Source organism: Arachidicoccus sp. BS20 (assembly GCF_001659705.1).
Classification (GTDB): domain Bacteria; phylum Bacteroidota; class Bacteroidia; order Chitinophagales; family Chitinophagaceae; genus Arachidicoccus.
Genome location: NZ_CP015971.1, coordinates 1,249,699 through 1,275,191, shown reverse-complemented (window position 1 = coordinate 1,275,191; position 25,493 = coordinate 1,249,699). Strand labels below are relative to the sequence as shown.

At 39.0% G+C, this 25,493-nt stretch carries 14 protein-coding genes; 8 read left to right on the top strand and 6 right to left on the bottom strand.

Annotated features, from left to right (window positions below):
- The first annotated feature begins 14 nt into the window (after window positions 1-14).
- The 6 genes from A9P82_RS05595 to A9P82_RS05570 all read left to right on the top strand — a co-directional run bounded on the left by A9P82_RS05595 (window position 15) and on the right by A9P82_RS05570 (window position 9,283).
- Window positions 15-1,121, top strand: a complete 1,107-nt coding sequence (locus A9P82_RS05595) for a FecR family protein (protein WP_066205157.1) — start codon at window positions 15-17, stop codon at window positions 1,119-1,121.
- A 219-nt stretch (window positions 1,122-1,340) separates the two neighbouring features.
- Window positions 1,341-2,873, top strand: coding sequence for a carboxypeptidase regulatory-like domain-containing protein (locus tag A9P82_RS05590; protein WP_066205154.1), 1,533 nt, complete (start codon window positions 1,341-1,343; stop codon window positions 2,871-2,873).
- Window positions 2,874-4,760: a SusC/RagA family TonB-linked outer membrane protein gene (locus A9P82_RS05585; protein WP_066205151.1), complete on the top strand. Its 1,887-nt coding sequence runs from the start codon at window positions 2,874-2,876 to the stop codon at window positions 4,758-4,760.
- A gap of 13 nt (window positions 4,761-4,773) precedes the next feature.
- On the top strand, window positions 4,774-6,231 hold the full coding sequence (locus tag A9P82_RS05580; protein ID WP_066205149.1) for a RagB/SusD family nutrient uptake outer membrane protein: 1,458 nt from the start codon (window positions 4,774-4,776) through the stop codon (window positions 6,229-6,231).
- 131 nt (window positions 6,232-6,362) lie between these two features.
- Entirely contained in the window at window positions 6,363-7,652 is a 1,290-nt protein-coding gene (locus A9P82_RS05575) for a substrate import-associated zinc metallohydrolase lipoprotein (RefSeq protein ID WP_197492247.1), read from the top strand.
- A gap of 287 nt (window positions 7,653-7,939) precedes the next feature.
- Complete coding sequence (locus A9P82_RS05570) at window positions 7,940-9,283, top strand: DUF4302 domain-containing protein (RefSeq protein WP_066205144.1); 1,344 nt, start codon at window positions 7,940-7,942, stop codon at window positions 9,281-9,283.
- Between the two features lie 279 nt (window positions 9,284-9,562).
- Here A9P82_RS05570 and A9P82_RS05565 read toward each other — a convergent pair whose 3' ends face one another.
- Both A9P82_RS05565 and A9P82_RS05560 read right to left on the bottom strand, forming a co-directional pair.
- Entirely contained in the window at window positions 9,563-10,312 is a 750-nt protein-coding gene (locus tag A9P82_RS05565) for a LytR/AlgR family response regulator transcription factor (RefSeq protein ID WP_066205141.1), read from the bottom strand.
- Window positions 10,309-12,198: a sensor histidine kinase gene (locus A9P82_RS05560; protein ID WP_066205138.1), complete on the bottom strand. Its 1,890-nt coding sequence runs from the start codon at window positions 12,196-12,198 to the stop codon at window positions 10,309-10,311. The genes A9P82_RS05565 and A9P82_RS05560 overlap by 4 nt, the downstream gene beginning before the upstream one ends.
- Before the next feature lie 439 nt (window positions 12,199-12,637).
- Here A9P82_RS05560 and fumC point away from each other — a divergent pair, with 439 nt between their 5' ends.
- Entirely contained in the window at window positions 12,638-14,035 is a 1,398-nt protein-coding gene (fumC, locus tag A9P82_RS05555) for a class II fumarate hydratase (RefSeq protein ID WP_066205136.1), read from the top strand.
- Window positions 14,036-14,126: 91 nt separating this feature from the next.
- On the opposite strand, the gene A9P82_RS05550 is transcribed toward fumC, so the two are convergent.
- The 4 genes from A9P82_RS05550 to A9P82_RS05535 form a co-directional block, all read right to left on the bottom strand.
- Window positions 14,127-16,595, bottom strand: a complete 2,469-nt coding sequence (locus tag A9P82_RS05550; RefSeq protein ID WP_066205133.1) for a penicillin-binding protein 1A — start codon at window positions 16,593-16,595, stop codon at window positions 14,127-14,129.
- A gap of 153 nt (window positions 16,596-16,748) precedes the next feature.
- On the bottom strand, window positions 16,749-19,985 hold the full coding sequence (gene porW / locus A9P82_RS05545) for a type IX secretion system periplasmic lipoprotein PorW/SprE (RefSeq protein WP_066205130.1): 3,237 nt from the start codon (window positions 19,983-19,985) through the stop codon (window positions 16,749-16,751).
- Between the two features lie 99 nt (window positions 19,986-20,084).
- Window positions 20,085-21,689, bottom strand: a complete 1,605-nt coding sequence (locus A9P82_RS05540; RefSeq protein ID WP_066205127.1) for a L,D-transpeptidase family protein — start codon at window positions 21,687-21,689, stop codon at window positions 20,085-20,087.
- An 18-nt stretch (window positions 21,690-21,707) separates the two neighbouring features.
- Window positions 21,708-22,409 (bottom strand): 16S rRNA (uracil(1498)-N(3))-methyltransferase, encoded by a 702-nt coding sequence (locus tag A9P82_RS05535; RefSeq protein ID WP_066205125.1) that lies wholly within the window; start codon window positions 22,407-22,409, stop codon window positions 21,708-21,710.
- Window positions 22,410-22,804: 395 nt separating this feature from the next.
- Here A9P82_RS05535 and lon point away from each other — a divergent pair, with 395 nt between their 5' ends.
- A complete protein-coding gene (gene lon / locus A9P82_RS05530; protein ID WP_066205122.1) occupies window positions 22,805-25,204 on the top strand; it encodes an endopeptidase La in 2,400 nt (799 codons plus the stop codon).
- Window positions 25,205-25,493 lie beyond the last annotated feature (289 nt).

The window sequence follows — 25,493 nt, the reverse complement described above, 5'->3', positions numbered from 1 at the left end:
TTTTGCCGACAAGTATGAACATTACTGAAGAAGTAATAGATAAATTTTTTACGGGAGCCTGTAGTGTGGAAGAGAAAAAAGAGATAGCCCGTTATTTCGAGGAACATCCTGCGGAAGTGGACAAGTATTTTCCGGATGTAGAATGGAATGATGATTCAAAATGGAATGAACCAATAGATTCTTGTGTGTCTGAAAGAATGCTTGACGAAATTCATTATGCCATTAATAAGAAGCGATTGTACCGGAAATCATTATACTACAAGGTAAGTAGTATCGCGGCTGTTGTTGTGCTATTCATGGGAATTTGGTATTATTTTGAACATAAGCCTGCCGTTGAATCTCCTGTTGCTATTGTTCCGGCTGCTAAAGAAATTATCAAGAGTAATATGGGCACAGCTGTGGAACACTTGATATTGCCCGACAGTACGGTTGTTGAACTGTATCCGCAAAGTACGGTTAGCTACCTTGATAATTTTGAGCCTGCGAAGAGAGACATACATTTGAAAGGTGAAGCCGTGTTTAAAGTGTATAAAGATTCGAAACGTCCGTTCACGGTTTACAGCGACCAAATTTCCACAACTGCTTTAGGTACGCGTTTTCGAGTAAAAACGGGCGTTAAAGAAATAGCAGTAACCTTATATGAGGGTAAAGTGCTCGTAAAAAAAGCAGATGATAATCTGAAAGAATTAAGCGTCCACAACAGAAAATATGTTACCAAGGTGGGTAATGCTGCCACTACGGTTTATAAACGGTATTATTTGAATGCAGGTAATGAAATTGTTTATAATATTCGGGAGAATAAATTTTCTTCTATTATTAATTTCCTGTCTCCAGAAAATAGCAAACCGTCGATACTTATTGCTCATGCGGAAAAGTCCTCTTCCTCTTCAATAGTTATGAATAATATTGCCATGTCATCGGCATTGGATATGCTTGCTGAAAAGTTTAACGTTCAAATTGAATATTCTCCTGCCGATGTTGCGGATATTAATATCATAGCTGCCATTAATCCAAGACAACCGGTAGATAAAATACTTAAAGATATTGCTTCTATGAACAACCTGCGCATAGATAAAACCGATAGCCAAAAGTTTATTATTACCAAGATAACAAAATTATAATTTCCCATTTTTCTTCGCCTAAAACAAGTATCCATTATTTACAAACGGTTGTATGTGATGTAATAAAATATTATATATATTAATATAACATATTTTGTTTGAGCAAACGGGGAAATAATAATTTTTTTTTAAATTTTTTTAATTTGTTTGGGGGATAAGCCATTTTTCATCGTATTAACATTTGAATAGTATACTTTAATTAAAAAATAATCTTTGAGGATGGTGCTAAAATTAAAGGTTCATTACAAGCGAATAGCTTTTTTTGCCATTGGTACATTCTTTTCATTTGCAGCTTTTGCACAGCAACCGACTTCAGTTTCTGGTGTCGTAAACAATGAAAAAGGTGTTCATGTGTCAAATGTCACGGTAACTGCAAAAAATCTTTCGACTAAAAAGTCTTACCTGACTACAACAGATACGGCAGGTGTTTTCAGATTTGATAGTGTAGAGGCAAAAGGAACGTACAGTTTCGTGTTTAGTTGTGTTGGTTATAAGCCGCAAACATTATCCGGTTACACGCTTAAAGCTGGCGGTAATACAGCATTGTTAGTATCTCTTAAAGAAGATTCGAGTGCGTTGGGAGATGTGGTTATTACAGGTTATACCACGGTCAGAAAGAAACTATTTAACGGTTCTGCATCTACATTGTCGGCTAAGGAACTGGAGAGAGATGGTTCTCCTGATGTTACCAAAATGCTGGAAGGTCAATTTGCGGGAGTGTCTTTGCAAAATGTTTCAGGAACTTTTGGTGCTGCACCTAAATTAAGAATTCGTGGAGCGACATCTCTTTCCGGAGATAATAAGCCTCTGTGGGTAATTGACGGAATAATCATAGAAGATGTTGTTAATATCTCTAACGAGGCTTTAACTACCGGAGATATGAATACGCTTTTAGGGTCTTCTATTGCCGGTATCAGTCCGAGCGATATCCAGGATATTACTATTTTGAGAGATGCAGCAGCTACAGCTTTATACGGAGCGCGTGCCATGAATGGCGTAGTGGTGGTTACAACCAAAAAGGGGCGTTCCACTGCCAGTGGGTTTCCTTCAATAAATTATGTAGGTAATTTTTCGAGATACATAAAACCTAACTATGCAGATTTTGACATTATGAACTCCGCTGAACAAATGAGTGTATTAACGGAAGAACTTAACAAAGGGTATTTTCAGGCTAATAGTGTTATGGGAGGCAGCAACGGCGGAATTATTTATCAAATGTATAAAGAGATTGAAGAGTATGATGAAAGCAGTGGACAATATGGTTTGATAAATGACTATACTCACAGAAACGCTTTTTTGCAGAGATATGCGAATGCTAATACAAACTGGTTCGATTTAATGTTTAAGAATTCATTGATGCAGGAACATTCTTTGAGTGTGTCATCCGGAACAGATAAGTTTCAAACCTATGGTTCTTTGGATTATTTAAAAGACGACGGATTTACGTTGGGTAACAGTGTACAAAGGGTAATTGGCGATTTTAGAATGAATTTTAAAGTCGGTTCTAAATTTAAAGGAGAAATATTGTCGGTAGGTTCTGTCAGAAATCAAAGGGCTCCGGGTACGCAAGACCAGGTTTCTGAGCCTGTTTATGGCTCCTATATCAGAGGTTTTGATATAAACCCTTATCAATATGCTTTAGGTACTAGCAGGATGTTAACCGCTTATGATGAAAACGGAAATCTTGAATATTTCCGCAAAAACTATGCACCCTTTAATATACTGAATGAACTGAATACTAACTATATGTAGATGGATGTATTGGATTATAAAATTCAGGGTAATGCTTCTTATCAATTACTGCCATCACTGCAATATAGTTTGGATGCAGCGTACAGATATGTAAAGACAGAGAATCAAACCTATGCTTTGGAAAATTCCAATCTTGTTTTGGCATATCAGGCAAATCTGAATGCATTAATGGTTGGAAGCAATGATTATCTCTACACAGACCCCGATGTTTCAAATGCAACTCCGGAAGTCGTGCTGCCGAGTGGAGGTTTTTACGATATTAACGCTACTACTATGAAGAGCTATTATTTGAGAAACTCTCTGAATTTTAATAAAAACTTCGGAAATGACCATGTATTGACGGCTTTTGCTTCTATGGAAGTCAGGAGCATAGACAGGCAAAATGAATACTTCGATGGCGTCGGTTATCAATATGACAATGGAGGGCTTGTAAATCCATATTACAAATATTTTAAACAAGCGGGAGAGCAAGGTAAAGCATATTTTGGTATGGGTCCCCAATATGACCGATTTTTAGCTTATATGGGACAAGTTACCTATTCCTATAAAAGCAGATATACCATTACACCTTCTATGCGCTACGATGGTTCCAATAAAATGGGAGAAAGCAAAACTGCCCGCTGGCTGCCAACATGGAATATTTCAGGTAGCTGGAATATAGATGCAGAACCCTTCTGGAAAGAAAATAAAATTATAACAAGCGCAGTTTTAAGGGCATCTTACGGCTTAGTCGGAAATATAGGAAATGCTACAAATTCTTCTGCTGTATATTATAACATGATTGCGAGAAGACCATATATTACAGACCAGGAGACCTTAACTTACATTGACCACTTGGCAAATTCTGAATTGACATGGGAAAAGCAACATGAGCTGGATTTGGGAGCAAACATAGCTTTCTTAAGTAACCGAATAAATCTTATGGCAGATTATTATGATAGAAAACAATTTAGTTTGATAGGTCCGGTATTAACTTCCGGTATTGGTGGAGAATATCAAAAACAAGGCAACTATGCCAGTATGAAAGGTCGTGGATTGGAATTTTCCCTTAATGCAGAAGTCATCAGGAAAAGAGATTTTGGCTGGACTGTAAGATTCAATATTGCAAAAAATACCAACAAAATCACATCATTGGAAACCGACCCCAGAATATGGGATGCCGTATCGGGAAACGGGGCTGCGATACTGGGCTATCCGGTAAGAGGTATGTTCTCAGTGCAGTTCGCCGGTTTAGACCATTACTTGGGATATCCGAAATTTATTGGTACAGGAGAGGATAAGCCCGTAACCACATATGTCAATCTTCAGAGTGATGACCTGTCTAATCTAAAATACGAAGGACCCACAGACCCGATTACCACCGGAGGCTTTTACACAAATTTCAGATATAAGAATTTCTCAATTGCAGGCTTAATTAAATTCTCGGCTGGCAATGTTTTAAGATTAAATCCGGACATAAGCTCTGCTTATTCAGATATGCAGGCAATGAGTAAAGACATCGCAAACAGGTGGGAAATGCCGGGCGATGAATTAAAAACAACCATTCCCGCAATAATGGACCAAGTATCTCAGGCACAGATAGTTGATAACAATGGTAATTTGGTCAGCGCTGTTTATCCATACAATTTATACAATTATTCTACGGAACGTGTGGCAAAAGGAGATTATGTGAAAGTCGGGTACGTGAATCTCGCATACAATCTGCCAAATGCCTTATGTAAAAGACTGGGGTTGAAAACGACATCTTTTGCTTTCACTACCAATAATATTTGGACGATATATGCCGACAAAAAATTGAACGGACAAGACCCGGAGTTCTTTAATTCAGGAGGTGTAGCATTGCCTCAGCCAAAGTATTTCACTTTTACTTTAAAAGTTGGATTGTAAAATATTAAAAATTATGAAAACGAATAAATTACTTCTTTATAGTTGTTTAAGTATTACCCTATTTGGATCCTGTAAAAAATTTCTGAATAAGAATCCTGATAATAGGACCCAGATTAACACGATTGACAAACTCAAGCAATTAGTAGGTACTGCTTATCCGCAAGCTGATTATTTAACTTTTGCAGAAACCGCATCTGACAATGCAGAAGATAAAGGTTCGGGAGATATTAACGATTATCTGACAGCTTATTATTTTTGGAATGACTATCCAAATAACGATGCAAATACCGCGATATCATATTGGAATGGTTGCTATACTGCAATTGCTGCAGCGAATCAGGCTTTGGAATCTATAAAAGAAAATAATTTTGGAGCAGATGCAGACCCATATAAAGGAGAAGCTTTGGTTTGCAGGGCTTACGCAGAACACATGTTATCTATATTTTTCGCAAAGCCTTATGTAAATGGAGGCGATAATAGTTCGCCAGGTGTTCCTTATCCCGTTACGCCGGAAACGACCCTTTTGGGAAAATATACAAGAGGAACGGTTCAGTCAACTTATGACAGTATCGAGGCTGACTTAACCGAAGGTATGAAGTTGCTTTCTGCAAATGCTTATGATGTTCCCAAGTATCATTTTACGCCTGCTGCGGCTCATGCATTTGCAGCGAGATTTTATTTGTTCAAGGGAGAATGGCAAAAAGTAATTGACCAGGTCGCTCAGATTATTCCGTCCGGCGACATTAAAGATAATCTAAGACAATGGACATCAGTATTTAAACCTTTAAGTCCCCAGGATTTTAATAATGCATTTACCAAAACCGACGTTAAGGCAACTTTGCTGATGAACAGTTCTTATTCCACATACCAAAGAGTATATACGACACCGGAGTATGGTTATGGTTCTACCTTGTCAAATATGTTTTTGAGTGGAGGTAACTGTATCGGAAAGGCGTTGGACAATAAGGTATTTAACTATGGGCTCCCAAACTATACAACATATAAATGGAAAGAGTATTTCTACTATGCTACGGCAAACACAGGCTATCCGTATTTGCCTATGATTTTGTTTACAGTGGATGAAGCTTTGTTAAACAGGGCAGAAGCCTATGCACAATTAGGTCAGTTTGACCTTGCTTTGCAGGATTTGAATACTTTTTATAGTGTAAGAATGTCTTATTATAATCCGATAAATGATGCTGTTACATTTTCCAAAATTATGGCTTACTATTCCATATCAGATGAGAAAGAAGGCGTTATCCGAGCGATATTAGATGCTAAAAAGGCGGAGTTTTTACAGGAGGGATTGCGTTGGTTGGATATCGTCAGAACCGGAATAACGGTAAGACATAATGTGATTGACAGTAGAGGTGTAGAGACTTTTATAGAATTAAAGCCCGATGACCCACGGAGATTATTTCAGTTGCCGGAAGAAGCGAAATTAGCAGGATTAGAACTTAATCCTCGTTAGAAGAAAACTATTATTTACTTATTAAAAACTATAAGTTCATGTTGCAAAGATTTATAATCAAGTCATTATTACTAGTATCTGTGGCGGCGTTATTTTTTTCTTGTAAAAAAGAAGATTTTACACCAGTTGATATGAGCAGCCTGAATGCTGATAGCACCGCAAGTAATACAGCTTTAGATGCATGGTTAAAAGCTAATTTTTTAGACCCGTACAATGTGGATGTTATTTATCATACTAATTCTTATTTCCACGAATATGACAGAAATGTAACGCCGCCAGACCCGAGCGTTGTTCAGCCAAGTATGCAGACTGTATTAAGCGGATACTATGCGCCTTATAACAAAGTGGCTGGAGAGTCGTTTCTAAAAAAGTATGGGTTTAAGCAGTTAGTGCTTTGGGGGTCCACTTCTTATGATGGCTCTTTGGTGGGATATGCGGGTACAGCTTCAGGAGGAATCCGCGTTAATATTTTTGGTTTGGATGGTTTTTCCACGGGTCCCAGTTTTGTCCCGGGTATGTTACACCTTATTCATCATGAATATACACATATTTTACAGCAGACATACACAATGCCGTCTGATTTTCAACAATTTACTGCTGCATACTATAATGCTAACTGGACGCAAACTCCGGCAGATACTTCTCACAAGTACGGTTTTGTAAGCAGCTATGCGAGTGAAAATCCGGTGGAAGACATGGCAGAGACAAATGCTTATATGCTTGTGTCTGGACCATCATGGTTCGATTATTGGGTCAAAACCTCGAGCGCCGGCGCTACCGGATTGAGGGAAAAAGAATCAAGTATCGTGAATTACTATAATAACATGGGTATTGATTACAGAGCTTTGCAAAAAGAAGTGCAGTTATATATAAAAGATACTGTGAAAGACCCATCAGTAACATTCCCTTATTGGTTAAATCGAGGTACACCATATACTTCATTAACAGTTAATTTGACTGATAATATGTATAATTTGTATGGACAATCAACTTCATTTGCAGAGGAGTATAAAGCGTTACAAGATGCTATAAAGGTACAGACAGGCTGGTTAGCCACTGGCATACAGTTATTGTTTACCAGTAAAAATACCATGACGCTTCGTATTCCTTTTACTTACGGGGACGGAACAGGTAATTTTCTTGGCGATTTTGACTTTTCTATGAGTATCAATGAAACCACCGGTACTGTTCAATTTGCAAAGGTTACTAACAAAACGGGAACAACTTATAGTAACGGCAGTTACTTTGCCAGTTCGGTTACTAATACAATACAAGCGTATTTAACAAGCAATGTTTTCATAGGAGATTGGTTGCAATATAAGCCTCAATATAATGTGCCTGCGAATATGTTTACAAAGACAGGGGGCTTCTACGTGCAATCCGACCCGGACAATTATTTTTATGGACCATTATCTGAATAAAAATTACAAATTTGAATGTTAAAAATCCTCGTATTGTTTTCTGCGGGAACATCATTTTTGCGAATTCTTGGATTGATATTTCCCAAAGGGTTAATTGACAAAATTGGAATGACAAAGCCTTTAACCAAATGGCAACTTTTTGGGTATTATCTTTTAAATCTATTATGTTGTATGTATTATTTTATTTCAAAGTAAGACAACTTTTCAACAAAGGCGTTTAGGCACAATTATAAAACCATAAATATTTTTAACCGCTGTTTAAGTGTCAGCATAATGTATATTCACAGATGAAAAAAATATCTTCTTTTCTGTTTAGTTTATTTGCAATAGTTTTCTTTATAAGCAGTTGCAAAAAAGACTCCTATGTCGCAAAATTTGATAAAAGCCCGGAAGCTAGGATGTCTGACACTATTAACTTCGTTAAAAAGACACTGACATCCGCACCTGACGGTTGGATAGTAACGACACCTGTTTATTTCGGTGGTGGTTATGGATTTTATATGAGTTTCGACGATTCATTGCAGGTTACTATGTATTCAGATTTATTAGACCAGTTCGCAAGTACGTCCAAGCAATCTCAAACGCGTCTGAGGGCTGACATGGGGGCGGCTTTAACTTTTGATACCTATAACTATATTACAGAACTGAATGACCCGGATAATAATGTTCGAAACGGTTATGGGGGAGATGTAGATTATATCTATGACCATACCAATGGAGACAGTATCGTATTTTTAGGTAAGCGGTATCGGATGCCGTTAAGTTTTGTGAAAGCCACCGCAGCACAAAAAGCAATATATACTTCAGGCGGATATCTTACGGCTATTCAGGCATTCAGAGATTTCTTTACCGCAAACAGTAATGCATATATTGCATTGGATGATGGGACGAATATTGCCATAGTACCAAATGCTTCTAACGATTTGGATGCAGGAAAAAGAGTAACGTTTACTACTGTAGATGGCAATGGAGATTTAGTGTCCAGTACAGCAAAATTTGCTTATACGGTAGATGAAATGTCTTTGTTGGATAGTGGCGTGAATATAGCCGGCTTGCAATTCAAAAAAATTGCGTGGAAAGATGCACAAACGTTAGCAGTGTACACATCTACTGGTGGAAAATATCCAATATTGCAAAGCCCGGTTCCACTTATTCCAGCTGTAAATGTTTTTACTGGTGGAGGTAGTGTTATTACAGTCGCAAATGAGACCAGTGCATCCGGCTGGGGTAGCGATTTTGTAACAAGAAGAGCCTCTACCAATGCTGGCATAAATGGATGGAATGTCGGTGGATCGCAACTATCTTTAGGAGAAATATCATTTATGAGCATAAACGGGGCAGCAAAAACATTTACATTAAGGGTTGTTACACCTTATGGCTCTTCCTCTTATTTAAATCTTGATTATTCATATTCATACGAAGTTAACAGCGACAATACGCTTAAGTTTACATATAGGACATCTTCAGGTAATGCAAATGCATTATATAGTACTTTGTCTCCATTGCTACAGGAGCGTATTAATACAGATAATTTTGCACTTGATTATTATATTGATCCTGATACCAATGTTGCATATATGCGATTTACAAGTGTAGATAACCCAACATTTGTATTTACCGGAACCTTTTAATCTGATTATGATTTTTGAGTAAATAACTTAGTGTAACTACTGGGTTATTTTAACGCTTCTGTATGTGTCTTCATGTATCAAAATAAAGGGGCTTGTGCGGATATGTATCGAGGCTGCAGCAGATAAAAACTAAAGTTTGAAGAAACAAAAGAGGCTGTTTTCTCAAAACTCCGAGACAGCCTCTTTTGTTTCGGTAAGGTAATGGAGTGAAAAATCAAATACGCGATTCTTAGAGCTTTCAAAAGCCCTTTGAGACACTAATTGTCAGTTATTTATCAATTAGGCATTTGAAGTCAATGCCTGTTTCACAGAATCTTTATTCATTTTGGAAACAGGTATTTTTATTCCATTATTCAATAACAAACTTCCGCCATCTTCTCTCAGCCAGCTTTTTACAAAAGCCGGATTTGCCAGATGCGATTGATGCGTTCTTATAAAGCCATAAGGTTGCAGCATTTCAGCATATTCTTTCAAAGGTTTGGAAACTAAAATTTTATCGCCGTTGGAAAGATGGAAAAATGTGTAAGAATTTTCCGCTTCGCAACGAACGATGTCATTTACCTGAACATAGCGGATTTCCTGCAATTGCGGTAATGCAATTTTCGGTTGCCTGCGTTCTGTTTGCTTTAAGTTTTGAATTAAAAAATCGAGCTGTGTATTCGTTTTTCTTTCGGTAATTTTCTTTTCGGCTTTGGCAACAGCTTCTTTTAGTTCGTTGATGTCAATCGGTTTTAATAAATAATCCAATGCCGCAAATTTGATTGCCTGAATGCCGTATTTATCATAAGCCGTTACAAAAATCACTTCAAAATTTCTTATTGTCACTTTGCCCAACAAATCAAAGCCGGATTGCTTTCCCATTTGAATATCGAGGAAAATTAAATCGGGTTCCAGTTGTTCAATTTTTGACACGGCTTCATCAACCTGAGAGCAGGCGCACAAAACATTGATTCCGCTGAAATGCTTTGCCAGCAAGGATTGCAGGTTTTCCGAGTTTCCGGTTTCATCATCAATTAAAATTACGTTCATTGTTCGAGCCAGTTGTTTAAAACGATTTGAATAGTTGTTCCGTTGTTGTTGGATGTACTATTCATTTCAATTTTTGTATGTGTGTAAATTGCGTTGAGTAAAGATATTCTTTTCCTCGTCAATTGTAATCCGTAACCGTCGTAGCTTTTTGTTGTGTCGAAACCTTCGCCGTCATCAACAACTTCGAGCAACAGTTTTTTTTCTTTGGATGAAAACCGGATTTCGATATTGCCTTCTTTGTTCAAATCGCTGATGCCATGCTTCACGGCGTTTTCAATCAAAGGTTGTAAAAGCATCGCAGGAATTTCTATATTGTCTGCATCAATATTTTTATCAATGATAATGGAATAATGAAAATTAAAACGAAGCTGTTCCATTTTTAAATAATCATCCAATAAGCTCTTTTCTTCTGAAATGCTGATGAGTGTTGATTTTGAGCCGTCGAGTATATTTCTTGTGATGCGTGAAAAGCTGCTTAAATATTCATTGGCTTTATCGGTTTTATTTTTATTCATCAGGTTTTGAATGCCTGTCAAAGCATTGAACATAAAGTGCGGATTGAGCTGGTTTCTTACAGCTTCGAGTTGCAGTTTGGATGTTTCTTTTTGTTGCGTGGCAAGCGCAATTTTTCTTGCATTTTTTGTTTTGATAAAATAATAAATGACGAGAAACAGCAGTAATAACAAACCAATAAGCAACAACATATCTCTTAAGGAAAAAGAAATTTTATTATGCAAATCGGGCAGCACAGTAAACGAATAATGTTTAGCAAGATTGTTGAACAAAACCCATTTGCCATAGGAAGGTTTTGGAGTGGCCATTGTTACGGCTGTTGGCGTAAAAATGATTTCATATTTTCCCGGTTCGTTCCAATAAGTTTTATCAAGATTGTATGTGTCTGCACAAGTTCCTAAATCAATGGTTGCTGTTTTCCCATTGATTGTTTTTTTCAACGTAAGTCGGTAATCATAATTGAGGTTATAGTTTTTATTGGAGAATTGGATGGTGTAAATAGAATCAGATAATCTGATTAATTTATTGTTCAAATTTTTTGTTTCGATGCAATTATAAAATTGAGGTTTTGCCGTTTCATCAAGATTTGCAGAAAACAATATATTATGGTCAAAGCCTTTAATATTTGATTTGTATTGAAGAAATGCTCTCAGCTGAAATGCCTGAAACCCGCGCCAGTCTGCAATATAAGCCGACCTGTCTGCATAATTATTGACATTATAAATTTCAATTCTTAATGTTTGATTTGGTGTGTAATTAAATTTCCCGAGATAGGCATAACTGTATTTTCCATCTTTTGTTTTTAAAAAATTATCCGGTGTTGTCCATGCAACAATTTCTTTGTTATCGTTTTGAATGACATGATAACGATAATTTTTTGCATTACTTTTATCAATCAGCACATCGGCAAACTCTACATAATTTTTGCCATCGATGACTGTCGATGTTATGGGAATATTTCCCCAAGTCTGATTGTTGCTGCCATTGTAAATTGTATCATTCAAACCTGTTTCAAATCTCGGCACAATCGCATCATGGAAATTAAATAAAGCCTCATACACATTGTACCATGTATGTTCATTATAAATCGCTTCGATGCGGTCATATTTTTTTATGCTTTCCAATTGTTGCGGTGTTGCTTTGCGAATGTCGATTAAGCCTATGCTTATACCATCAGTTCGCAAATATTTTAAATCGGGATTTGATTTATCAACAAAGAAATTTCCTATATGCACATATTTGGATGTGTCGAAATGTTGTGCAGATGCAACACCGCAACTTAATAAAAGTATAAGTGTGATAAATTGTTTCATATCTTTTGAATTATTTAAAGCTAAGGTATAATCCAACGCGCCGAGAAAAAATATGAACATAGTAAATGGCTTGTTTCGATTAGTATGTTATTCTTTTTGCATAGAATTTGGATAGAATGTATTACGCCTCGTTGCGTGAAGGCACGTGCCGAAATAAATAAAGGTTCGTGTCGCACAATAGATGTTCGTGAAAAAGTAATAATATTTGTATGATGTATCTAGGCTTTTACTCCCAACGGGATAATATGTTAATAGAAAAGATGTCGTAGATTTTACATACGACCCCGAAGGGGTCGAACTCATTTTATCATCATCAAATTTCTATTAAAATATCACTCCTTCGGAGTGAAAGCCAATTTTTCGCACATCTGTGGTGCGGACACGAATCCACCGCCTCGGTAAGTGTCTTCATTTGCCAAAATAAAATAGAGGTTCGTGTCCGCACGAACCTCAGCAAAAGAATTATCTTTGCCATACTTCAAAAAATCAATTTATTACTATGGAATTTCGTATAGAAAAAGACACGATGGGCGAAGTGAAAGTGCCTGTTGATATGTATTGGGGCGCGCAAACGCAGCGCAGCATCGAGAACTTTAAAATTGCGCAGGATATTAATAAAATGCCGAAAGAAATCATTAAGGCATTTGCTTATCTCAAAAAAGCAGCGGCTTTAACCAATGAAGAATTGGGCGTTTTATCAAAAGAAAAAGCAGACTTAATCGGTAAAGTTGCCGATGAAATTCTGGATGGAAAATTGGACGACCAGTTTCCTTTGGTTGTTTGGCAAACAGGCAGCGGTACGCAAAGCAATATGAATGCGAATGAAGTAATCGCTTATCGCGCGCACGTACTCAACGGCGGCGCTTTGACGGATAAAGAAAAAGTATTGCATCCGAACGATGATGTCAATAAATCGCAATCGTCCAACGATACATTCCCTACCGCGATGCACATTGCGGCGTATAAAATTTTAATGGAAACAACCATTCCGGGAATTGAAAAGTTGCGCGATACTTTGGCAAAAAAATCGAAAGATTTTATGCACGTGGTAAAAATCGGTCGCACGCATTTTATGGACGCTACACCATTGACTTTGGGACAAGAATTCAGTGGCTATGTTGCACAGTTAAATCATGGATTGAATGCGATTAAGAATACGCTGAAACATTTGTCAGAACTGGCTTTGGGCGGAACGGCAGTTGGTACGGGCATCAACACACCACGAGGTTATTCCGAATTGGTGGCGAAAAAAATTGCGGAACTCACAGGTTTACCTTTCATTACCGCTTCAAATAAATTTGAAGCATTGGCTGCACACGATGCGATTGTAGAAGCGCACGGCGCATTGAAAACCGTTGCCGTAAGCCTGATGAAAATTGCGAATGATATTCGTATGTTGTCCAGCGGTCCGCGCAGCGGCATCGGCGAAATTCATATTCCGGATAACGAGCCGGGAAGTTCTATTATGCCGGGCAAAGTAAATCCCACGCAGTGCGAGGCTTTGACGATGATTGCCGCGCAGGTGTTGGGCAATGATGTTGCGATTAACATCGGCGGAGCGACAGGGCATTTTGAATTAAATGTTTTCAAACCTGTGATGATTTATAACTTCCTGCACAGCGCTCGTTTGATAGGCGAAGGTTGTGTTTCGTTCAACGATAAATGCGCCGAAGGTATTGAGCCGATAGAAGCAAATATTAAAAAACACGTAGATAATTCTTTGATGCTTGTAACAGCTTTGAACACGAAAATCGGTTATTATAAAGCTGCGGAAATTGCGCAGACTGCACATAAAAACGGAAGCACGTTGAAAGAAACGGCAGTGGCTTTGGGTTATCTCACGCCCGAACAATTTGATGAATGGGTTGTGCCAAGTAAAATGGTGGGAGATATTTAAGAGTGTTGTATTATTGAAAACGGAACTGTCGCAATATTTGCGGACAGTTCCGTTTTTTATATATGTAAGAGCTTCAAATAAATGAGAATCGCTACTGTTTATTTTTATTTTTCCCGCCGAAGATTCTTTTTAAAAGTCCTTCTTTTTTCTTTTCGGGCTGCTTTTGTGAAGGAGCCGGCATTACTGCTTTGGGTTTGGTCTGTGGTTTTTTTGCCGGAAGCGAAGAATTATCTCCTCCTACCGGTGCTTGATTATCGTTAATATTATCGCCCGAGTCGCTTTCCGGACCAATGTCCTGCGGCTTGATATTATTTGGAAGTAATTTGTTTTGAATGCTGTCGGTTGAATCGGGAATATTATTTGCCCAGTCATAAATAAGCGATTGTCCACCACTATCGCTATTGAAGTTGTTGTCAAATTTTTGATGGACATTCAAACCTGTACTTGGGTCATTTTCGGCTTTATTGAAAAAATATGCCCATATCGGTAAAGCTACGGCAGCACCTTGTCCTTCGGATTCGCTTTGAATATGGATAAAACGGTCGTCGCAGCCGGTCCAGATGCCTACCAGTAATTGAGGTGTGTATCCAATGAACCATGCATCGCTGTTATCGTTGGTTGTTCCGGTTTTTCCGGCAATATCGCCCTGCACATCGTAGTTGTTCAATCTTCTGCCCGTTCCGTAATTGATAACGTCCTGCATCATTGATACCATAGAGCTTGCCGTAATATCACTGATGATTTGTTTGCGTTTTGGTGTACTTGTAAACAATACATTACCGTGTGCATCTTCAATTCTCGTAATGAGCATCGGCTGTACATTAAAGCCGCGACCGGGAAACATGGAGAATGCCTGCATCATCTCGTATAAAGAAATTTCTTCCGAACCCAAAACAATAGAAGGATAAGGTTCGAGCTTAGAAGATATGCCGCATTGTTGCAGAAAATCTACAAATTTTACCGCACCTTCATTGCTATTCGGACCAAGTTGCTTTTCTATGTAAGCTGTGGCACAGTTGCGCGATTCTGCCAAAGCTTCGGACATTGGCATCGTACGTCCTGTGCAACTTGCACCTGTGGCAGGCACGTAGCCGTAACCGTTGAAATATTGTCGTTCATCTTGTACCGGCGTATTGGGCGTGAAGCCGCCTTTTTCGATTGCAAGACTGTAGAGCAGCGGTTTAATAGTTGAGCCTACCTGCCGTTTTGTATTGATGTTTACGTGGTCGTACTTAAAGTGCCTGTAATCAATGCCGCCGACCCAGGCTTTTACTTCGCCGCTTAGCGGGTCCATCGCCATGAAGCCGGCTTGTAACATTTGCCGCATATATTTGATAGAATCAAGCGGTGTCATTACCGTGTCTTTGTGGCGATAATAGTTGTAGGCAAAAACCGTCATTTTAGTTTTTACGTTGAATGTTTTAACGATTTCGTTGTCAGACAAACCGTCATTCTTTTCATTGTTCCAACGAATGGAATGGCGCATTGCCCAGTCAAGCGTACGCTGATGCGCTTTCCATACACTGCCGTTTTTAATATCGCTTTGCGCATTAAGTATCTGTTGCATATAGCTCATGTGCTTGGCTACTGCTTCCTCGGCGTATTTTTGTAAATGGGGATTAATGGTGGTATATATTTTCAACCCGTCGGTATATAAATCGTACGGCGTGCCGTCGGGCTTTGGATTGTTCTTACACCAGTTTTTTAGTTGTTCCACTAAAATCATTCTGAAGTACGGCGCCAAACCGTTGGCTTCGTTTAGTTTATGGTAATTAAGAACAATGGGAGTGGCTTTTATTTGCTGTGCTTCACTTTGGGAAACAAAACCGTTGCGTACCATTTGTCCTATTACCACATTTCTTCTGGCTAAGGCTCTGTCGGGATGTATGCGCGGATTGTATGCAGTAGAAGCTTTCAGCATTCCAATGAGTACGGCAGCCTGAGCTACGCTCAGTTGCGACGGGTCGGTTTGGAAAAAAGTGCGGGCAGCGTTTCTGATGCCGTAAACATTGTCGCCAAAGGGGACGGTGTTAAGATATAAAGTGAGTATTTCGTTTTTTGTGAAATTACGTTCGAGCTTAACGGCAATAATCGCTTCTTTTATTTTTTGGAAAATGCGAATAAGTGTGTTGCGCTTATAATTGGTAAACAGGTTTTTTGCCGTCTGCATAGTAATGGTGCTGGCACCGCCTTCGCCTCCCAGCGAAAAAAATGCTCTTGCCAAGGCATGGGGATCCACGCCGTTGTGGCTGTAAAAACGTTCATCTTCGGTAGCTACCAAAGCATGTACTACATTCGGACTAATGTCGTTAAAAGATACATTGACCCTGTCTTGCTGAAATACTTTGCCCATCAGGGAACCGTCGTCGGCATAAATCTGGCTTGCTTCAGATGCACTTGGGTTTTGTAATTGTTCTATGGATGGCATTTCGCCCAGCAAACCATAGTTTGCCATAAGCAATAAAAGAACCACGCCGATGATACCCGCGAAAAAAATCATCCAGAGTATGCGTACAGCTATATTTTTAGGTCGTTTTTCTTGTGTGGATGTTGTATTCATTCGTATATTGATTCGTCAATTCTTTTGTCAAAAATATAAACTTGCCGAAAGATAATATAAAAATTCCGGAATGTTTTTCTGCTCGGTAAGGAAAAGAATCTATCCGTTTTGTTTGCGCTATGTATTCTTGGTTTATCGATTACTGTTATTTTATTAATTCTCCGCTTTACTTTCTGCCGATTTATATTTTTCGACGTCTGCTTTTGTGTGTAGTTTATTGAGGTTTTCGGGACTGATTTTGATAAACGAATATCCTGTTGTAATCCATGGAATAATCTCGTTTGAAGCATGTGGCTGAATTTTCGATTGGTAATCTTGTGCTTCCGCATTATTTTTAAACGGACCGATTAATATCAATGTTTCATCGCCTATCTGCTGTGAATTTACGTTGTATTGCTTGTTGGGGAACGTTAATAAATTATAGCGGTTAAATGCGTTGCCTGCTTCGGTTGCATATACGGGAGCAACATTGTCCAGCACTATAGTTACATATTGCGGCGCATTATTATTAAACGTAAATCCGTCAACGACACGAGTGGTATTGTTTACAGGCGGATTAACGGTCACTTTTTGTGGCTTTACAATTGCTGAATCTTTTGACTGCGCGGGTTTCAGCGTTTTCGCAGAATCGGTTGGCGGCGTGTTCGGAACATTTATGTTTACTGCGATTTTATCGGAGTCGGGTTTTTCAATGGCATTATCTTGTGTAGTTACAATATTATTGTTTGCCGTTTGTTGTTGATTGCTTTGTGTTTGTTGCTGTGCAGTATCTGTTGCGGCGTTTTGTATTGCAAATGTTTTGTCCGGCGCATTTAACTGCGTGGGCGAGTTTGTACTAATTTTTTCTTCCGGCATATCCACGAGGTTGCCATCCCGGTATAATGCGACTCTGCGTTCGGGCTGATTCATTTTTTGTGATGCTTCTTCCAGTCTTGCAAGTATATTATTCTGTAAATAATCTTCCGGCGAAATATGCAGACTTCGCAAATATGCTTCAATTTCTTTGCGATGCTTCAATACGTCAATCATTGTTTTTGCCTGCGGAAGCATTGGCGATGAGGCGAATGTTTTTATAAGATAATTCAGCTTTCCGATGGCTGTGGAATCTTCATTTTTTGATACATGATAAATGGCTTCAATGTAGAGTAATTGCGGTGTCCAGTAGAAACTTCCGTATTTTTTGTCGGCAATATTTTTTTGCTGCACAGCCTCTTCAAATTTTCCCGAAAGAAACAAATTGTAAATATCGTTGTATGTTTTTGTAGCGCTGTCGGCAAGGCTTGTGGCGGAAACGGCAAAACGATTTTGCTTTGCGAATAGTTTCTTACTCCAACTATCCGACGGATAATTATTCAGCAAATTATTCTTTACCTGTAAGGCATTTGCAGAATCGCCGAGCAAAGTGTAACAAACGAAAATATTGTACAATGCTTCCGGCACTTGCCGTGATTTGGGGAATGTTTGCAGCAGCGAATCATACACAAAAATAGCACCTCTGAAATTTTCCAGACTGTTTTGCAAAATTTTGCCATTGTCCAAAATTGCTTGCGAAATAATATTATTCGCGTTTGCTTTTTGCGCCGATGTCATTGGCAAACCGGCGAGAAGGTCTTGCGCGGTAATTTCTGAACTGTCCAATTTTAATGTGCTGTCTGCATTAAAAGCGTCCGGTATGTCTTCCGCAGTTTGCGGCGTGTTGCGGATATTTGCTGTTCCGCTGATAGCGCTTAACCGTTGCCAGTTATCCACGTTTGGTCGGTTGCCGAACTTTTGTTTAAAACGCTGATAGCCGCTGCTCTTCAGGGGTTGATTGTTGAAGTACCACGCGGCGGCAGAAGCGCCTTGGCTGAACAAATCGGATGTTGTAGGAGTAGTTTGTTGCTGTCTTTGTATTAACCGGTTGGCAAGCGGAGAATTATTTTCTGCTTCATCTTCTCGTTTATCAATGCTTTTACGTATGCGGCGTGCAGCCTGCTTCAATATTGCCGTGCGGTCTTTTTCCGGCATATTGGCCAATGTCAGTAAGCTATCCTGCACGTGCATAGAATCGGCATTAACAGCGAATAAATGTAATGGATGAGAGCGGTGTTGAAGCGTATGTTTATCTATGCTGTCTGTAATGAAATTGGCTGAAACGCTGTCATAATGGGCGCTTGCGGATGCGAAAAGATTATTGTCGTATTCTGTGTTTGCCAATAAGAAAAATGTTTTGCTGCGTTGTTGTCCATTTTGAGGTTGTATGCTTCTGTTGGCAATGACGCTTTGTTGCAGCAAGTCGATTGCTTTTTTGTCGTCATGATTGGCGCGGGCAATTTCCGCTTGCTGATAATAAATCAAATCTTTGTAGAGAAAATATTTATTCTTCCTAAGTAAGGTGTTCAGGTCATTTGCATCGGACCGGTTGTTTAGTGCAGCAATATTTTTTTCTGCATAAATATCTAATTGCGGGTCGGTAGAGTATTTTTTTGCCGCTTCGTAAAAATGAAGTGCTGCACTGTCTGCGCCGGAAAGCTGATACAGTTGCGCTGTGAGATAATGGCGCCGTGCTTTGAGTGTTTTGGAATCATCGTTAAAATGGCTTCGCGATAAATAATATGCGGCGCTGTCGTAAATGTTTTGTTGATAAAAATAATAGGCTTTGGTTTCGTTTAGTAAAGGTTGTAAACGTTCGGGAAAATGAACATCGCGGCTCAAATTGTTTAGAAGAATTTGCGCCTGCACATAATTTTTTTGTTCTATGAAATTTCGTGCGAGCCATACCAAAGCATCGTTGCGGCGATTGATGTTTTTCAGGTTATTTTTTCCTATTCCGCTTTTCTCTTTGTTGGAAATGCTGAATCTTTTGTCTGCACTACTGCTATTGCTGCCAATCGGAATGTCGTAACCATCGTCTTTCGGTGCGAAAGCATAATTGAGGTATTGAAATGTGTATTGCGAGCTGTCATATTTTTTTTCAAAGAAATAACTCTTACCGGTAATAAAGTATAATTCGTCCACGTAATCGTTTCTTAAATCGTGTAACAAAAGTCCGGCTGTCGCGTGTTGGATTACGGAATCAAACCGCTTGTCAGCAGCCAATGCTTTTTCGTCGTATGGATAAAAACGGAGCAGTCTGGCATAGTCGTCCACATTGGATGCAACAGCTTGCTGCATAATGTCGTTGAAAATCCGGTTGGCGTTGAAGAGAAAATTATAATGAACAAATGTGTTTTGGATAAACTTTTTTGCTTTGCCTATTTTGCCGTAAGGCGTTCGTTCTGCAGGCAATGGTTTGTTGGCGTATTCGGGCGGTTTATTTCCTTTTAAACTAATAGTAGTGCCTACCTGCGAAAATGCAGGTATTGCGCAGATGCAACACTCAAGTATGAAAAGAAAAAAACGCCGCTTCATAAAGCGATAAAGCTAAGTATTAAATTTACTTAACTAAAACGTGTAGCAGGAAAAGATATTGTAATGCCTGAAATCCGGATGTATTTGTAATACCGGGTTTTATTGTGCAAATAACTTTTGTGCGATTTCAGCGTCGTGCCCATAAATATCTTTACGGATGTTGAGTTTTCCATCGTTATCCACCCAAGCGGTAAAATATACTAAATATACAGGCGTTGTGTGATTGAGCGTAACCCATTTTTCTTTCACATTTTTGTTCATTAAAGAATCGACAACTACTGGAGAATAAACGGTTGTGTCTTCATCGCGCAGCAACCAGTTTGCCATTTTTTCCGGGTCGGAAAGCCGTACGCAGCCATGACTCAAGCCTCTGTTGCCGGAGTTGAACAAATCATGATTCGGGGTGTCATGCAGGTAAATATTGTAACTGTTTGGAAACAAAAATTTTACACGTCCAAGTGCATTGTCGGGTCCCGGCAATTGTCGTACAACAGGAATTCCTTTGTTGTAGCCGGTTATCTGCATATGATGATTGGCGATATAGTTCGGATTGTTTTTGATGCCGGGCATTACTTCTTTTTTTACAATACTCTCCGGCACATTCCAGTATGGTGCAAACACAACATATTTGATGTTGCCAGAGAAAATAGTGGTGTTATGTCCTGCGGCGCCCACAATTACACGCATAGTAAAAGCAATGGTGTCGTTTTGATATGCTGTTAATTTGTAATCTGGAATGTTTACCCATACATAATTTTGCGGAAATTCTTTGGGAATCCAGCGTGCGCGTTGAAGATTAACTGCCAGCGTTTTGATAATGGAATCGAGCGGAATATTGATAGTACGCATAAATGCCGGACCAACCACGCCGTCGGCAGACAAGCCGTTTCTTTGTTGGAAAGATTGTACGGCAGCTTTTGTTTCTTTATCAAAAACGCCATTGTGCGTATCGTCGCTTAAATCGCCAAGCAGATACAGGCGGTGCTGAATGGCGGCTACATCTTCGCCCGAATCGTGGAGCTTGAGTTTGGATTGTGCAAGTGCAATGCTGTCCCAGCTTTCGCCGCTCTTTTTTACGTCTATATATTTTTGCAAATAGTTTTGTAGTTGTTTGAACTGAGGATTCAGCAATTCCGACTCTACAAGTTGTTTACCATTAATTGCGGAGTCGAGCAAGCCTGAAAAATCTACTTTTTTCCTTGGGATAAACCAACCCAAATCTTCAGCATTAATATCTTTTCTACCTTTAAAAATTTCCTGAGCATGCTTGAAAAATTCGCCCGTAAGCGTCAGTTCTCCGTTGGTAATAGTCGCGTGCGATTCATTTTTGATGCCGCTTTTAAAATAATCTTCTAAGGTCGTCAGTTTCTTCTCGGCAGCGGTGGAGTCGCTTTGTCTGCCATTGCTCAAAAGATTAATGAAGTTACTCGCTTGTTCTACAAGTCCGCTTGTATCGAACCATGCAAATTCAAAATTGCGCTGGCGGTAAAAGTTGATAAAATCTTTTTCAAAAGGTTTATAACTGGTGTCGCTGTTGATAAAAGCCTCAATAGCATTGCTGTCCAGAAACATATTGTTATACGATGTTTCCTGCGTAATGGTGGTGTCAATTTCAACTTTTTGCTGTTCGCCGCCGCCGCAACTTGCGATTGCAATAACGGCGATAAGTGAAATTATTAAACAGAAAGAGTTTTTGATGCTCATTGGTAATTTACAACTGTTTTACATGGTTAATAAAGTTGCAGCTACGATGCCTGCAGTTTCCGTTCTTAAACGAGTATTGCCCAAAGATACAGGTTGAAATTTATTATCCAGCGCAAGTTGTATTTCTTCTTTTGTAAAATCTCCTTCGGGACCAATCAAAATAATTTTGCTTTTCGCGGAATCTGTTGTTTTTAACCCGGTTTTCTGTTCATTATCCACGCAATGCGCCATGTATTTTTCTTCATAAATATTTTCTTGTACAACTTGTTCAAACGCAGTCGGGGCAATAAGTTCGGGCAAATATACCTGCCGGCTTTGCTGCATGGCGGAAACAAGAATATTGTGTAATCTTTCATACTTCACATTTGTTTTTTCCGTTCTTTCGCAATTGAGCAGAATAATTTTTCTCATACCGATTTCCGTTACTTTTTCTAATAGCCATTCCAGGCGAGCATTGTTTTTTGTAGGCGAAACGGCAAGACAAATATTTTTATTCATATAAGGAAAATTTTCTGTTGCATCAATTTGCACTACGCAATTTTTTTTGCCTGAAGAAATAATGGTTGCCGTTGCCAGCAAACCATTGCCGTCCGTGAGTTGCAACCGCTCGCCCGTTTTCATGCGCAATACTTGCACGGCGTGCTTTGCGGAAGTTTCGCTTAAAGAAAATTGCCTGATTGCTGTATCGATATTTGGCTCGTAGAAATAGGGAAGTTGCATTTGTTGTAACAGAAATTTATTACACGAATTACGGCAAATTACACGAATTATTTTACCGTTTTATTTTGTATTAATTTTCAAATCTTAGTAAAACAACTATTAACTTTTGGCTTAACCTTATTATTTTATTTGCGTAGCAGTAGTGTAATAAGGTATTTTCCGACAATGTTACGCAGGTCACTAAGGTTTTTTTTAAGCGAAAAATAAATTTACAATTTCCTCACAATCCTTAAAATCCCACAAATCATGGTTCAGACAATAAGTCATTTTATCTTACTGCAAATCGTTATTTCCGCCAATTTGTGTTCATCTTTGCGCTTGGTATATTAATTGAAAATAAAAGAACCTGCCTCAAAATAGGTTTGAGGCGACATATTGACTTTGTAAATTTTCTTATGGCACAAAATAAATTTTTCTTTCAAAATACAGACGACAGTGAGTTTTTACCCATTCTCCCGATGAATGAAGAAGATGCGGCGGCGGAAAACCTGGTCGTTCCGGACACAATCAATTTACTTCCTTTACGCAACATGGTGTTGTTTCCCGGCGTGGTGATTCCTATCACTGTTGGTCGCGACAAAAGCATTCAGGCGGTAAATGAAGCTTATAAAGGCGACAAATTGATTGGTGTTCTCGCTCAAAAAGATATGAATGTGGAAGAACCCGGAGCGAACGACTTGTACCGAACGGGAACTGTGGCGCAAATCATCCGTTTAATCAAAATGCCCGATGGCGGAACAACGGTAATTATTCAGGGAAAGAAACGTTTTCAGCTCAAAGAAGTATTGCAAAGCGAGCCTTTTTTCAAAGCATCCATCAATGTTTTGACAGAAGAAAAAATTGTAGAAGACGACGATTTTCTGGCGCATCTCGGCAGCATCCGCGATTTAGCTACGCAGATAATTCAGCTTTCGCCGCAACTGCCAACGGAAGCGTCTATTATTTTGCGAAATATAGAAAACGCGGGCTTTCTCATCAATTTCGTGAGCAGCAATCTCAACAGCGAATTGCCCGAAAAACAAGAGTTGCTGGAAATGGATTCCATCAAAGACCGTTCTTTGAGATTGATTGCTTTGCTGCAAAAACAATTGCAGTTTGAAGAACTGAAAAATAAAGTAACCAATAATGCACGCACCGAAATTGACAAGCAGCAGCGCGAATATTTTTTGCAACAGCAATTAAAAAGCATCAAGGAAGAACTTGGCGGCGACAACGATTTGGAAATCGCTGAAATGAAGAAAAAAGCCGAAACCAAAAAGTGGTCGGAAGCTGCGAAAGAATTGTTTTATGCCAACATCGGGAAGCTTGAAAGAATGCATCCAAGCACACCCGATTATTCCGTGTTGTATAATCATACCGATTTTATTTTGAACCTTCCCTGGGAAGAGTTTTCGGAAGATAATTATGATTTAAAACGTGCGCAAAATGTATTGGATAAAGACCATTACGGCATGAAAAAAATAAAGGAGCGCATTCTCGAATATCTTGCCGTGCTGAAACTGAAAGGCGATTTGAAAAGCCCGATTTTGTGCTTTGTTGGTCCGCCCGGTATCGGAAAAACTTCGTTAGGGAAAAGTATTGCAAGTGCGATTGGTCGTAAATATATTCGCTTGAGTCTCGGCGGTTTGCACGACGAAAGTGAGATTCGCGGTCATCGCAAAACATACATCGGCGCGATGCCCGGAAGAATTTTACAAAGTATCCGCAAGGCAAAAACTTCCAATCCCGTAATTATTTTAGATGAAATTGACAAAGTCGGAAATGAATATCGCGGCGACCCTTCATCGGCGTTGCTGGAAGTGCTTGATCCGGAACAAAACAGCGCTTTTTACGATAATTATTTAGAGCTTGAGTATGATTTGAGTAAAGTGTTGTTCATTGCGACAGCGAATAATTTACAAAGCATACAACCTGCGCTGCGCGACCGTTTGGAAATAATAAACCTAAACGGTTATGCTATTGAAGAGAAAGTGGAAATTGCAAAAAAATACCTTGTTCCTAAACAAAAAGAAGCCCATGGCTTGAGTAGAACAAAGTTCAAAATCAGTGATAAGGTTTTGGAAAAAATAATTGAAAGCTATACGCGCGAAAGCGGTGTGCGCGAACTTGACAGGCAGCTTGCCGGCGTGATGCGCCACATTGCAAAGCTCGTTGCGATGAATGAAGAAGTGCCGGCAAATCTTTCCGAAGAATTCATCAAACAAATTCTCGGTAAGCAAAAATATTCCAACGAAATTTATAAAACGGCAAATATGCCCGGTGTTGCAGTGGGCTTGGCTTGGACACAGGTCGGCGGCGATATTTTATTTATCGAAGCCGTATTGAGCGAAGGTAAAGGCGAATTGAAACTTACGGGAAATCTCGGCGATGTGATGAAAGAAAGTGCCGTTACGGCTTTGACTTATGTAAAAGCAAATGCTGAAAAACTGCACATTCCCGCAGATAAACTTGCAAATAAAAATATTCATATTCACGTGCCAGAAGGCGCTGTGCCTAAAGACGGACCAAGCGCGGGCATTACCATGTTGTCTGCAATTGTTTCGGCATTTACCGGGAAAAAGCTGAGACCTTACCTTGGTATGACTGGCGAAATCACGCTACGGGGGCAAGTATTGCCTGTAGGTGGAATCAAAGAAAAAATTTTGGCAGCAAAGCGTGCGGGACTTAAAGAGCTGATTTTGTGCGAAGAAAACGAAAAAGATGTGCAAGAGATTGACCCTGCGTTTATTAAAGGTATGAAATTTAGATATGTAAACTTAATGGATGATGTGGTAAACTTTGCTTTAGGTAAATAAATTTTCCATAAAATTTGGTTATATTATTTCGCTTATTTACTTTTGTGAACGTTGACAGGGAAGCAATTTTTTCTTGTGTCTGAAGTACGACAAATTCTATTGGTTAGATATAAACTTTTTTCATGTTGGTTGTTTTAAGGGTTAAGTTCCCGCATTTCCATGCGGGAATATTTTTTATATAGACACATCTGTCTTATTGCGCATTTTTTATTGCTTTTATTTACTGTATGGCAATCCTGCAATTAATATTGCTTCTGATATATAAGATTCTTCTGCTTCATTTCATTTT